Annotated in this window: 9 protein-coding genes; 1 reads left to right on the top strand and 8 read right to left on the bottom strand. The window is 63.9% G+C overall.

Going from position 1 to position 13843, the window contains the following annotated elements; genetic code table 11:
* Positions 1-30: 30 nt before the first annotated feature.
* From NL528_RS00045 to gyrB, 3 genes are all read right to left on the bottom strand, one after another.
* On the bottom strand, positions 31-966 hold the full coding sequence (locus tag NL528_RS00045) for a DUF429 domain-containing protein (protein ID WP_309180745.1): 936 nt from the start codon (positions 964-966) through the stop codon (positions 31-33).
* Between the two features lie 132 nt (positions 967-1098).
* Positions 1099-2391: a UDP-N-acetylglucosamine 1-carboxyvinyltransferase gene (gene murA / locus NL528_RS00040; protein WP_309180744.1), complete on the bottom strand. Its 1293-nt coding sequence runs from the start codon at positions 2389-2391 to the stop codon at positions 1099-1101.
* Positions 2392-2406: 15 nt separating this feature from the next.
* Positions 2407-4842, bottom strand: coding sequence for a DNA topoisomerase (ATP-hydrolyzing) subunit B (gene gyrB, locus NL528_RS00035; protein WP_309180743.1), 2436 nt, complete (start codon positions 4840-4842; stop codon positions 2407-2409).
* Positions 4843-5175: 333 nt separating this feature from the next.
* Between gyrB and NL528_RS00030 the strand changes: the two genes are divergently transcribed.
* Entirely contained in the window at positions 5176-7065 is a 1890-nt protein-coding gene (locus tag NL528_RS00030; RefSeq protein WP_309180742.1) for an acyltransferase family protein, read from the top strand.
* Here the strand turns inward: NL528_RS00030 and NL528_RS00025 are convergent.
* The 5 genes from NL528_RS00025 to dnaA form a co-directional block, all read right to left on the bottom strand.
* Positions 7062-9242 (bottom strand): hypothetical protein, encoded by a 2181-nt coding sequence (locus NL528_RS00025; RefSeq protein WP_309180741.1) that lies wholly within the window; start codon positions 9240-9242, stop codon positions 7062-7064. The two genes, NL528_RS00030 and NL528_RS00025, sit on opposite strands and share 4 nt — an antisense overlap.
* 144 nt (positions 9243-9386) lie before the next feature.
* The gene (gene recF / locus NL528_RS00020; protein ID WP_309180740.1) at positions 9387-10526 is read right to left on the bottom strand and encodes a DNA replication/repair protein RecF; all 1140 of its coding nucleotides are present in this window, start codon (positions 10524-10526) and stop codon (positions 9387-9389) included.
* An 85-nt stretch (positions 10527-10611) separates the two neighbouring features.
* Positions 10612-10917: an endonuclease domain-containing protein gene (locus tag NL528_RS00015; protein ID WP_309185282.1), complete on the bottom strand. Its 306-nt coding sequence runs from the start codon at positions 10915-10917 to the stop codon at positions 10612-10614.
* 146 nt (positions 10918-11063) lie between these two features.
* A complete protein-coding gene (gene dnaN / locus NL528_RS00010; RefSeq protein ID WP_309180739.1) occupies positions 11064-12182 on the bottom strand; it encodes a DNA polymerase III subunit beta in 1119 nt (372 codons plus the stop codon).
* A 230-nt stretch (positions 12183-12412) separates the two neighbouring features.
* Entirely contained in the window at positions 12413-13843 is a 1431-nt protein-coding gene (gene dnaA / locus NL528_RS00005) for a chromosomal replication initiator protein DnaA (RefSeq protein WP_309180738.1), read from the bottom strand.

Below are 13843 nucleotides of genomic sequence, written 5' to 3'. Positions count from 1 at the left end.
CTAGCATTGCGTAAGGCGAAACAATGGAAGTTAAGCGGTGGGGACGTCAATCTGGCCCAAAATCCAACCTTCGCAATTTTTTGAGAACGTCATCGAACCAGGCGCCTCCGCCCGGCGCCCGTCGGAGACTTCGATCATTCCGCAAAGCCCAGCAACGGCGTCGAATGGGTCCTCGCCGTCTTCCCGTTCGCCAAAACCATGCAGTATGGACTGCTCGATAATCGGCAAAAACGTCACTCTGTGCCTAAACGCCCACGCCAACATTGCCTCGCCGCCAGCCCTCCGCCCATCTTGGGAGCGTTTCTTGATCGTACGCCGCATACCAATGTGCTGGTAGGCTTCGCCGGGATAGGTTTCTGCGACCGTCAAGATATTCGAATCAAGCGATGACAGCGGACCATCGAATGGCCAGAGACGGGCTTGGCGCTCGAGTGCCGGTATCAATACTTCCCGCCAGCCGGAAAGCGCTGCTTTGCCCACCTGTTTTGGGCCTACCGTCCAGAAGATCGATTCTGCTCTCGATCGGAGTTTTGTTTTTTTGTCGCATTCTCGTAGCAGGTCGCTGAATGTCTTGCACTTCAGAGCACGGAGCAGATCCGCATGACGTCCACCGCGAGGATGTCTTCGATAGAACGGTTGAGCTGGAGATATGTCGGACAGAGTCTCTGCTGCCGTGAAGAAGAGTCGAGCCGGGTGAGAAGCCGGGTCGGAAAGAAGCTGGTAATATTCCAATCCTGTCTTTTCCAAATAGAATGATGGCAAACCGATTGGAAAGTCGAAGCCCGCCAACGTTTTCCTTCCCCGATCGAAGAGGAAATCTAGAAATTCGTTTAGGGCCGGCGTCTGTCCCAGGCTGTCTATCAGCCAACCGTCTCTCGAACGGAGGGCGACCGCTGTCCAGCGCTTATTCGGTGAAATACTCCAGTCCGAATGAACGAGCCGATCAAAGGCCAGACGGGTACTCATCTGACCTCATGCCTCACACATCGGCTTCGGCGCTGTGAGCTGTCCTGGATACATTCGCGATTCGCTCTGTATCACAAATAAGATGTTGTCGGTCTTGCTAGGCAACGCACGAACCTGATCGTCTTTTCCGCGTCAGGTCCGTTCCGGCACCCGGGTGATCTTCGCGCCGAGCGCGTTGAGCCGTTCCTCGATGCGCTCATAGCCGCGCTCGATCTGGTCGGCATTGTTGATGGTCGAGGTGCCTTCGGCGGCCACCGCGGCCAGCAGCATGGCCATGCCGGCGCGGATGTCGGGGGATGTCATCGGCGCGCCGCGCAGCCGGCTAGGCCCGGCCACGATTGCCCGGTGCGGGTCGCACAGCACGATCCGGGCGCCCATCGAGATCAGCTTGTCGACAAAGAACATCCGCGACTCGAACATCTTCTCGAACATCAGGATCACGCCGTCGCATTGGGTCGCGGTGACGATCGCGATCGACATCAGATCGGCCGGGAAGGCCGGCCAGGGCTGGTCCTCGAGTTTTGGCACATGGCCACCGAAATCGTCGTGGATCTTCATGGCCTGGCCGGACGGCACGACGAGGTCGTCGCCTTCGACCCCGCATACGATGCCGAGCCGCTCAAAGCCCATCCGGATCGAGCGCAAATGCTCGACGCCGGCGCGCGCGATCCGAAGCGGCGACCGCGTCACCGCGGCAAGCCCGATCAGCGAGCCGACCTCGATGTGGTCGGGCTGGATTGCGTAGCGCGCGCCGCCAAGCGTCGACGGTCCATGGATCACGATGGTGTTGGTGCCGATGCCTTCGATCCTGGCGCCGAGGGCGACCAGGAAATGCGCGAGGTCCTGCACATGCGGCTCGGACGCGGCGTTGCGCAAATAGGTGGTGCCGTGGGCGCCAACGGCGGCGACCAGCGCGTTTTCGGTGGCGGTCACGCTGGGCTCGTCGAGGAAGACGTCGGCGCCCTTCAGCCGCGAGGCGCGGAATTCCAGCCGGTGGGTCGCGGTGACGGTGGCGCCTAACTGCTCGAAGGCCAGGAAATGCGTATCGAGCCGCCGTCGACCGATGACGTCGCCGCCGGGCGGCGGCAGCGCCACCTCGCCGCAGCGGGCCAACAGCGGCCCGGCCAGCAGGATCGAGGCGCGGATCCGCGCGCACAGTTCCGGATCGAGATCGGCGGCGCGGATGTCCTTGGCGTGAATGACGAGCGTGTTGCGCTGTTGCCATTCGGCCGATGCGCCGACCGAGCGGACCAGTTCGACCAGGGTTTCGGTGTCGCGAATGCGCGGAACGTTTTCCAGCGTGACCGGGTGTTCGGTCAGCAGGGACGCCGCGATGATCGGCAGCGCGGAATTCTTGTTGCCGGACGGCTCGATCGTGCCCGCGAGCCGGTGGCCGCCTTCAACGATGTATTGAATGGGCGGCACGGGCGCGTCCTGGCCTTACACGTCGACGTTGGCGCTGAGTGAATGTTCCTGGATGAAATCGCGGCGCGGCTCGACCACGTCGCCCATCAGCTTGGTGAAGATGTCGTCGGCCTCGTCGACCTCCTTGATCTTGACCTGCAGCAGCGAGCGCTCGTTGGTATCGAGCGTGGTTTCCCAGAGCTGGGAGGGGTTCATCTCGCCAAGGCCTTTGTAGCGTTGCATCGTCACGCCCTTGCGGCCGGCGTTGGTGACCGCGTCGAACAGGTCGACGGGACCGTGAATGGTGTCCTCGGAGTCCTTCCGACGAAGCTTGCCCCACTTCGCATAGAGCTTCTGCAACTTCGGCGTATATTCGTCGAGTTTGCGCGCGTCGGCCGAGCCCAGGAACGCATCGTCGATGACGGCAACTTCCTTCACGCCGCGCACGGTGCGCTCGAATCGGAAGCCCTGACCCTCGGTGAAATATCCCTGCCAGCCGCGCTCAACCTCTTCAGTAAGATCATCGAGCCGGGTGGCTATGTAAGCTGCCGCAGCATTGGCTCGTTCCAGATCGCCATAAATATCCGACCGCAGCACGCCCGCAATAGTTGCCTGCTCGATCACCTTCCGATTATAGCGGCTGTGCAGGTTGCGCAGCAGGGCGCGGATGACGCGGGCATCCTCGACCAGCGCTCGGAGGTCGCTGCCCGCCCGATCTTCGCCCGTCCCCGATTTATAGACACAGTCGTCCAGCCCGGTATCGATCAGGTAATCTTCCAGCGCGCGCTCGTCCTTCAGGTATTGCTCGGACTTGCCGCGCGAGACCTTGTAGAGCGGCGGCTGCGCGATATAGAGGTAGCCGCCGTCGATGACCTCGCGCATCTGCCGGTAGAAGAAGGTCAGCAGCAGCGTGCGAATGTGGGCGCCGTCGACGTCGGCGTCCGTCATCACGATGATCTTGTGGTACCGCAGCTTGTCGATCGAAAAATCGTCGCTGATGCCGGTGCCGAGCGCGGTAATCAACGTGCCGATTTGTTCGGAAGACAGCATCTTGTCGGGGCGTACGCGCTCGACATTGAGGATCTTGCCGCGCAGCGGCAGCACCGCCTGGAATTCGCGGTTGCGGCCCATCTTGGCGCTGCCGCCTGCGGAATCACCCTCGACGATGAACAGTTCCGACTTGGCAGGGTCCTTTTCCTGGCAGTCGGCGAGCTTGCCGGGCAGCGAGGAGACGCTCAGCGGATTTTTCCGGGTCAGTTCGCGCGCCTTGCGGGCGGCTTCGCGGGCGGCAGCGGCCTGGATCACCTTGCCGACGATCACCCTGGCCTCGGTCGGATGTTCCTCGAACCACGCGGCCAGCGCCTCGTTGAGCACGTTCTCGACCACCGGGCGCACTTCCGAGGACACCAGCTTGTCCTTGGTCTGCGACGAGAATTTCGGATCCGGCACTTTCACCGACAGCACCGCGGTGAGGCCCTCGCGGCAGTCGTCGCCGGTCAGCGCGATCTTTTCCTTTTTCGCGTTGGCCTCGGCATAGCCGTTGACCTGGCGCGTCAGCGCGCCGCGGAAGCCGGCGAGATGGGTGCCGCCGTCGCGCTGCGGGATGTTGTTGGTGAAGCACAGCACGTTCTCATGGTAGCTGTCGTTCCACCACAGGGCGGCCTCGACGCCGATGCCGTTCATCTCCGAGCGGACCATGATCGGGGCGGGCACCATCGCCTTCTTGTTGCGGTCGAGATATTTGACGAACTCCTCGACGCCGCCATCGTAACGCATCGCCTCGCGCTTCTCGACCGCGTGGCGCATGTCGGAGAGCACGATGTTGACGCCGGAATTCAGGAACGCGAGCTCGCGCAGGCGATGCTCCAGCGTCGCAAAATCATATTCGACATTGGTGAAGGTTTCGGTGGAGGCGAGGAACGTGACCTCGGTGCCGCGCTTGCCATTGGCCTCGCCGACCGTCTTGAGCGGCGCCACCGCGTCGCCATGGGCGAATTCGATGAAGTGCTCCTTGCCGTCGCGCCAGACCCGCAATTGCAGCTTGCTCGACAGCGCGTTGACGACGGAGACGCCGACGCCGTGCAGGCCGCCGGAAACCTTGTAGGAATTCTGGTCGAATTTACCGCCGGCGTGCAGCTGGGTCATGATGACCTCGGCCGCCGAAATGCCCTCGCCCTTGTGGATGTCGACCGGAATGCCGCGGCCGTCGTCGCGCACGGTCACCGAGCCGTCGGCGTTGAGCACGACTTCGACGGCGGTGGCATGGCCGGCGAGCGCCTCGTCGATGGCGTTATCGACGACCTCGTAGACCATGTGGTGCAGGCCGGAACCGTCATCGGTATCGCCGATATACATGCCGGGCCGCTTGCGCACGGCGTCGAGGCCTTTCAAAACCCGGATCGATTCCGCGCCATATTCGACGGGAATGGGATGCTCAGTGTCGGCAGGTGTCTGCCGGGCAGGTTCTGTCATGTGAAGCCTTCGAGGATGTCCCGAATCAGCTGCGCAATATGAGGCGCTGATTGATCTATTTGTGCCATGAAAGAGGCATTGCGCCTAGCGCAAAGTCTGTATCCACAAGCTATTGAATAGATGGTATTTTTTGGCTCTCTTTCAAGGTGCCCGAAGGCCGATTCCGGGCGCTTCGAAAAGGCCGATTCGAGGCCCGATTCCAGGCCATCGAAGTCCGCCTTTTTGGGGCCGCTGCGGGAGAAAATGGCAGACCGCCGCGAACCTGCTAGAGATGGCGGCAGTGCAGGTTGGCAACCCGATCTGCCTGCTGTCGCGTTCCCGGATTAGCCGCAATTGTCTTCACCCTCACCGCAATATCGGCCGGATGTCGACGGCCTCCGGGCCATCGCCGTGTTGCTGGTGATGAACTATCACGCGTTCCCGGAAGCGATACCGGGCGGCTTCATCGGCGTCGACATCTTCTTCGTAATCTCGGGTTTTCTGATCACCGGCATCATCGCGCGCGATCTCGACCTCAAGCGGTTCAGCCTTGTAGGCTTCTACGTCAGGCGGATCAGGCGTATTTTTCCGGCCTTGATCGTCGTGCTCTGCGCGGCGCTGGTGCTGGGCTCGTTATGGATGCTGCCGGCGGCCTATGCGCAGCTCGGCAGCGACGTCTTCGCCAGCGCGGCGTTTTTCGCCAACATCGCGCTGCTGCTGCAGTCCGGCTATTTCGATATTGAATCCGCCAAAAAGCCGCTGCTGCATCTGTGGTCGCTGGGCATCGAGGAGCAATTCTATCTGTTCTGGCCGCTGCTGCTGATGCTGGCCGTCCGCTTGCGCCTGAGCATCGTGGCTGTCGCGTCGATCCTCGGCGTCGGGTCGTTCCTGCTTAACGTGGCGCTGATCGGCTCCGACCCGGTCGCGACCTTCTATCTGCCGTTCACGCGGGCCTTTGAACTGCTCGCCGGCGCGGTCCTGGCGCGCGGCTGGAGCGGGATCAGCCAGACCGGCGCGGCCGGCAATCTGCGCGCCTTGATCGGCGTCGGGCTGATCGCGGTTGCCGCCGCAGTGCTCGACCCCCATCGCGCCTTTCCGGGCTGGTGGGCGATCCTGCCGGTCGCGGGAGCCGCACTGCTGTTATCCGCACCCGGCGCATGGTTCTGCCGCGTCGTACTCGCCAGCCGGCCGCTGGTCGGGATCGGGCTGGTCAGTTACCCCCTCTATCTCTGGCATTGGCCGCTGCTGGTGTTTTTCACCATCATCAAGTTCAACCCGCTGACCCTGCTGGAGCGCGAGTTGGTATTGCTCGCCAGCGGGCTCCTGGCCTGGGCGACCTATCAATACGTCGAAAAGCCGTTTCGATTTGGTGCCCCGCGCCCGCGCAGGATTTTTGCGCTGTGTACCGGCATGGTGCTGGTCGCCGTCGCCGGTTCCGCGATCGTTTGGGGACGCGGTTTCGATTTCCGGCTGCCGGCGGAAATGCACGCGATGGCCAATGTGCCGACCCAAAATTCGAAATGGCGGTTTCACCGTTGCCTGCTCGATCTCAGCCACGAGATGTCATTTGCCGATGACTGCGTCGATCGGAGCCGGCGGCCGCTGGTTCTGGTGTGGGGAGATTCGACCGCAGGCGCGCTGATGCCGGGGCTGCTCAAGGCCCAGCAGACGCGAAATTTTGGCATCGGACAGCTCACCTCCAGTTCCTGCATTCCCGCGTTGAACGCCGACATCCCGTCCACGCCCGACTGCCGCGCCATCAACGACAAGGTGCTGTCGCTGGTCCGCGACATCAGGCCCGATATCGTGCTGTTGCACGGAACCTGGGAGAAGCACCTCGACCATGTGGCCGAAACGGTCGTGGCCCTGAAGACGTTGACCACCGCGCGTGTCGTGGTGCTCGGTGGGGTGCCGGCGTGGCGACGCGGGCTTCCGTCCGAGGTGCTTCACTACTTTATGCTGCATCGCCGGCTGATCCCGGCGCGATCGAACGCCGCCGCGCAATCAAACGGCTATGATGCGGTCATGCGCGCGAAACTGGTTCCGCTCGGCGCCGAATTCATCTCCGCGTCAGACGCGCTGTGCGATGAGGACGGTTGTGTGACCCGCATCGGCGATAGCGCCGGGGACATCTCGACCAGCGATCAGGTCCATCTCACCGAAAAAGGCTCGGAATATCTGGTCAATGCGGTGATCGACCGCCTGCTCGGCGGGCCGGCACCCGCGAGCAACCCGTTAAATTAATACATCTGCACAGGCAGCACCTCGCCATTGGGCGCAATCATCAGGCCCCAGGTTTCGTCGGCCGCGATCTCGATCTGGTTGGATCGGGCAGGGCCGCCCGCAATCTTCAGCGAGTACTGGTATTTGCCGGTCGGCAAGTCGAGCGTCGGTCCTTTCGGCGATTGCGGTCCGCCGGCGCCGGCTGCGATCTTGATTGTCTGCTTGTTGATGGTCACGGCGACTTCGCCGTCGCCCATATTGCCGAACATCAGCTTGGCCAGACCGGGCTTCGGCATGACGTCGGCCTTCGCCGCCGCAGCGGGGTTCTTTTGCGCGAGGTTGATCGTCGTCTCGCCATTCTGGCGGCCGAGCTTCAGCAAAGCCGGACCTTCGGGCGAGGTAAACGCCAGTTGGACCTGGTCGGCTTTCACGACGGCGTGCTCTGCCGTCTCCTTCCATCCACGTTTTGTGAGCTCGCTGCGATAGAAGGCGAGCACCGAGCCGAGCTCAGCGGGCACGCTCGCCCCAAGCTCGCGTCGGAACGGGGTCTGGCCGCCGGGCAGATGGGAGGCGCCCATCGAGCTCACGGTATGCCGCTTCGGCACCGGCAGCGCGGAATCGGGCTCGGCTTCGAGGTCTTCGACGGCGGCCTTGCCCGACGACGTATCGGACGGTCCGTTGGCGGCCTGGCTGCCGGCAGAACCCGCCTTGGCGCGGGCTATCACGAGGCCCGATCCATCGGCGCTCACATTCACCTTGGGCCCCATCTGCATGGCCGTGAACGACAGCGCCTTGCCGCCCCTGGAGAACTCCATCACGACCATATTGGATTTGTTGATGACCGACGGCTGTTCTTTCCAACCCTGTGACTTCAGCAGGCCGCGATAGAATGCCGCGATCGCCTTCACGCTTGAGGAAGAATCGAATTCGAGCTTGCCGTCGCCGCCGTCGAATTTCAGGTTCTCGGCGTTTTCCGGCACCGGCACCGGCGTGGATGAATTGGCGAGCGCATTCAGGGGCGCATCGGAAAGGCCGGCCGCCTGGGCTTTCCGCCGCACCTCGTCCGCGGCGATCATCTGCCTTGCCGTCGCCTCGGCATCCTTGAAGAAGTTGTCGTCGGCCTCCTTCTTCGCTTTGGCGCGCGCCGCCAGTGCCGCCTCCTTCACCTGCGTGACGAGAATGACGAGGGTCAGGTCGTATTTGCGGCTGAGCTTCAGCGTCGCGGTCTGGTCGGCGGAAGAAAAGTTCAGCGTGACGTTGTCGGGGGTAACGACGGCGCCCGCCGTCTCTTCGGTCCAGCTCCGCGCGCCAAGTTCGCGGCGATAGAAGCCAAGCACCGGAGCAAGTTCCGCCATCGCAGCCACGTCGATCTTGCGGCGAACCGAGTTGGAATCGCCGACGCTTTGCGAGGCCTTGGCCGGCTTCGGCCGCGGCAGGCCGGCGATCTCGGAATCGGCTTCCAGCGTTTGCGGCAACGCAAAGGGCGCCACCTGGATCTCGACGCCGGTCCTGCCATCGGTCCGGCGCTGCAGCGTCAGCATGATCGGCTTCTGCCGGTAGAAACCCTCGCTGTCGGCATGGGCGTAATAGGCGCGCGCGCCGTTCTCGATCGTTTCGTTCAGCGTCGCGTTGGGCCAGTGCCCGGCGGCGTCGGCCGCGGTGAGTGGCTGCCAGCCGAGGGCGGCAAGCTCCTTGCGGAAGAAATCGAGGGTGGCGTCGAGCGCGGCCGGGGCGACGCAGCCGAGATATGGCCGGTTTTCGTCGAACACGATTTCGGTCGCGTCAGGTGGAAACGGGACGTTCGCGGTGATCCGTTCGGACGAGTAGTACACCACCGATTGATCCGGCCGGCCGAGGCCCTGCGTGAAAGAGACGTAAAGCCCTTGCTGCGCCTTCTTGAAGGTCAGCGCGGCGCTCTTCTCATCGAGCGGCCGCAAATAGGGCACCCAGCCATTGGCGGCGAGCAGTTTTTTGGTCGCGTCGGCCGTGATCGCGACCACGGTCGGAACGCCATATCGCAGGCTATGCGGCTCGGTGCGGGCAACCTCTTCCACACCGCCTTCGAGGCGCGGCAAGGTCCGGACGTCGACCAGGCCGTCGTCGGCCCTGGCGGCGATTGGCGCGCTGGCCGCGATCAGCAAGATCAGGGGCAGCAGGCGTTTTCCGGCCGGGATGATCCCGTGCGACGTTCCGAGCATTTCTTGACTCCGGGATTTGAGAGCACGCGACCACTGACGCACGACCCACGCAGCCGCCAGGCGGCGACGACGTCAGTGGAACCATTGCCGAAAGCTAGTCGCGCGGTCGCAAGATTCGGTTCAAACCGGACCCATCCGCGCCCCTCAGGCGCGGCGGGCGATCTGGCCCGATTCCACGTCGAAAATCTCGCCGGTTGGGCCGATATCGGTGAACGCCGCAGGGTCGGCGCCGGTCATCCAGACCTGGGCGCCGAGTTTTGCCAGTTCCTCGAACAGCGCCTTGCGCCTGTTGGGATCGAGATGCGCCACCACCTCGTCGAGCAGCAGCAGCGGCACGATGCCGGTCATCTCGGCCACCAGCGTGGCATGCGCCAGCACCAGGCCAATCAGCAGCGCCTTTTGTTCGCCGGTGGAGGCGTCGCGGGCCGCCATGCTCTTTGGCGCATACATCACCTGAAGGTCAGTGAGGTGCGGGCCGTCCAGCGTGCGTCCGGCCGCAGCGTCGCGCGCGCGGCTGCCGCGCAGGATCTCGCGGTAGCGATCCTCCACCGCGGTCGCGGGCTCGCTGACCAGCGCATTTTCCATCCAGCCGTCGAGCATGATCTGCGCCGAGGGAAAGGCCGAAGCCTCGCCGCGCTCGCGCAGCATGGCCGCGAGTTTGGTGACGGTCTGGCCGCGGGTGGCTGCGACCGCGACCGCCAGTTCGGCGGTTTCGCGCTCGATCGCGTCACACCAATGGTCGTCGTAATTGCGCACCTCGAGCAGCCGGTTGCGCGAGCGCAACGAGCGCTCCAGTGCCGAAACGCGGCTGGAATGTTCGCTGTCGATCGCCAGCACCAGCCGGTCGAAGAACCGCCGGCGCTCGGACGCGGCGCCGAGGAACAACCCGTCCATCGCGGGCGTCAGCCACACCATGCGCAAATGATCGCCGAAGGCGGTTGCCGAGCTCACCGGCTCGCGGTCGATGCGGCAGCGCCGGCTGGTCGAGGCCGCCTCGCTGCCGGGCGCGTCGATGCCGGTGCCGAGCGTGGCCAGACCCAGCGCGCCCTCGACTTCGGCGGAGACCGCCCAGGAGCCGTCGCCCTGATTGTCGGCGACGTCTTCCAGCGTGGCGCGCCGCAGCCCGCGTCCCGGCGACAGAAACGAGATCGCCTCGAGGCAATTGGTCTTGCCGGCGCCGTTCGGCCCGACCAGCACCACGACATCGCCGCGCGCCTGCAAACTCGCCGCGCGATAATTGCGGAAGTGCGTCAGCGACAGCCGGTGGATGCGTGAGGGGGTCATGTGAGGTTGCGGTGCGATCTTTCTTCCCTCTCCCCTTGTGGGAGAGGGTGGCGCCTCACGAAGTGAGGCGACGGGTGAGGGGTTCTTACGGCTTGGCGAGCTTTGCGAGAATGTCCTCCAGGACAGCAGAGGGTTGCTGCAACACGTCATTGTTCCAGTAACGCGCGATTCGAAATCCTTCAGTCATCAAGATAGTCTCTCGGGCGAGATCGCGCACCGAGGCGGCGTGCTGACTGCCATCGATTTCGAGGATGAGATGCTTTTCGAAGCAAACGAAATCGAGGATAAAGTCCTGAAAGGGGACCTGCCGGCGAAATTTGAAAAGCGAGAGCCTCCGGTCGCGGAGCAACCGCCACATCGCTGCTTCAGCGTCAGTGGGCTCGCGGCGCATCCTTTTTGCGAAGTTGCGGATACGCTTGGCGGTTGGTCGATGGTGTGGCGTCTGCGGCGCGAACCCCTCACCCGTCGCCTCACTTCGTGAGGCTCCACCCTCTCCCACAAGGGGAGAGGGGAAGTCCAGGCGTTGTTTGTTGTTCGTCACACCCGCATCGGCATCAGCACGTAGAGTGCGCCCTTGTTGTCCTTGTCCTGCACCAGCGTCGGCGAACCCGGATCGGCCAGCCTCAAGATCGCGACCTCGCCTTCGATCTGGGCGGCGATGTCGAGCAGGTAGCGCGAATTGAAGCCGATATCGAGCGCGTCGGAGGCGTATTCGACTTCGAGTTCTTCGGTGGCGCTGCCGGAATCCGGATTGGTGACGGACAGCACCAGCTTGCCGGGGGACAGCGCGAGTTTCACCGCGCGGCCGCGCTCGCTCGAAATGGTCGAGACGCGGTCGACCGCGGCCTCGAAATCCTTCTTGTCGACGATCAGTTCCTTGTCGTTGTTCTGCGGAATGACGCGGCCGTAATCCGGAAACGTGCCGTCGATCAGTTTCGAGGTCAGCACCACATTGCCGATGGTGAAGCGGATCTTGCCCTGGGACAGTTCGATCGTGACTTCGGCCTCATTGTCCTCGATCAGCCGCTGCACTTCGCCGACGGTCTTGCGCGGCACGATCACGCCGGGCATGCCGGCAGCGCCCTTGGGCAGGGCCAAATCGATTTGCGCCAGACGATGCCCGTCGGTGGCAACCGCACGGAGCGTCGCCGCCTTGGCGGTGCCGGCCGCGTGCAGATAGATGCCGTTGAGATAATAGCGGGTCTCTTCGGTGGAAATCGCAAACTGCGTGCGATCGATCAGGCGCTTGACGTCGGCCGCGGCCAGCGTGAACGAATGCGTCATGTCGCCGGCGGCGAGATCGGGAAAATCGCTCTCCGGCAAGGTCTGCAGCGTGAAGCGCGAACGGCCGGCGCGGATCGCCAGCACCGAACGGTCGCCGTCGCCCTCCAGCACGATCTGCGCGCCGTCGGGCAATTTGCGGACGATGTCGTAGAACATGTGCGCGGGCACGGTGGTCGAGCCGCCGGTTCCGGCTTCCGCCGCCAGCGTTTCGGTCACCTCCAGATCGAGGTCGGTCGCCTTCAGCGACAGTTTGGCGTTTTCGGCGCGGATCAGCACATTGCCCAGGATCGGGATGGTGTTGCGGCGCTCGACCACGCGGTGGACGTGGCCCAGCGATTTCAGGAGTTGCGCGCGCTCGACGGTGACCTTCATTGCAATACCCGCCTGATCCCTAAGATGGAAAAGCCGGGCGGCCCTGAAGGCGCGCCGCGGCAATTGAAACCCGAAAAGCCGGATCAAAGCTGGATTTGATCAAATTCCCCGGGGGGACCGCAAGGTGGCGCGGATGGGCCCCAAGCGCAAGGGATTGCGGCGCCGTTCCCCACGTTTTGCGAGGAGGAAAGCCTTTTCCCGCCCTGGCTGGGGGCGGGAAAAAGAAGAATTCATTCCTGCAGCTGGCGCTTCAGCGATTCGACCTCTTCGGACAGCGCCGTATCCCTGGCGACCAGTGCCTCGATCTTGCGCACGGCATGCAGCACCGTGGTGTGATCGCGCCCGCCGAACCGGCGGCCGATCTCGGGCAGCGAGCGCAGCGTCAGCGTCTTGGCCAGATACATCGCGACCTGACGGGGCCGGACCACATTCGCGGTACGGCGGGAGGACAGCAGGTCCGAGCGGCTCACATTATATTGCCGGGCCACCACCCGCTGAATGTCCTCGATCTTGATCCGCTTCGGCTCCTGCGGACGGATCAGGTCGCGGACTTCGCGCTCGGCCATTTCCAGCGTCACCGGCTGGGCATTGAGCTTGGAGTGCGCCAGCAGGCGGTTGATGGCGCCTTCGAGGTCACGGCCGTTATGGGTGATGGTCCGCGCCAGATAATCCAGCACCGGTTCCGGCACGTCGAAGCTCGCATGATGGGCGCGGGCCGCGGCGACGCGCGATTTCAGGATTCCGAGCCGCAGCTCTTCTCCGAGCGAGCCCATCTCCACGACGAGGCCGCCGGCCAGCCGCGAGCGGACCCGGTCGTCGAGGCTTTCGAGATCGGACGGCGGACGGTCGGCGGCGATCACCACCTGGCGGCCGGCGTCGATCAGCGCATTCAGCGTGTGGCAGAACTCGGCCTGGGTCGATTTGCCCTGCAGGAACTGCAAATCGTCGATCACGAGCACGTCGATGCCGCGCAGTGCCTCCTTGAACGCCAGCGCTGTCTGCGTTTTGAGCGCGGCGACGAAGCCGTACATGAACTTCTCGGCGGTGAGATAAAGCACCTTGCGTTCGGCGCCCGAGTTGCCGGCCCATGTCACCGCCTGCAACAGATGGGTTTTGCCGAGGCCTACGCCGGCGTGGATGTAGAGCGGATTGAACATCACGGCATCGCCGCGCCGGCCTTCGGCGACCTGACGCGCGGCGGCGTGCGCCAGCGTGTTGGAGCGGCCGATCACGAAACTTGCGAATGTCAGGCGCGGATCGAGCGGCGAGCCGCCCAGCGCATCATGGCTGGCGGACACCGGCGCGGTCGCGGTGGCGCGCAATTCGGACGCGGGACGGCCGTCGGCGCGCTCGGGACGGCGTTGATCGGCCGGCGCAGGGGCTTCCTTGACCGGGGCCGCGCAGCGCATCGCCGTGCGCACGGTGAGATCGACCCGATGCACTTCCGGCATTTCGGCCTGCCAGCAGGTCAGAACGCGGTCGGCGTAATGCGCCTGGATCCAGCTCTTGAGGAACCGGGTCGGCACCGACAGATGGACGCTTTCGTCCTGCACGCTCTCCAGGTCCATGCGCGCAAACCAGCTCGTATAGACGTCTTCGCCGACGCTCGAGCGCAACCGGCCTTTTACCCGCGACCAGCGATCCTGTTCGATATTTGTCAT

It is taken from the genome of Bradyrhizobium sp. Ash2021, from assembly GCF_031202265.1.
Lineage (GTDB): Bacteria > Pseudomonadota > Alphaproteobacteria > Rhizobiales > Xanthobacteraceae > Bradyrhizobium.
Note: the sequence above shows the minus strand (reverse complement) of the source record. Positions and strands in the feature narration are given on the sequence as shown.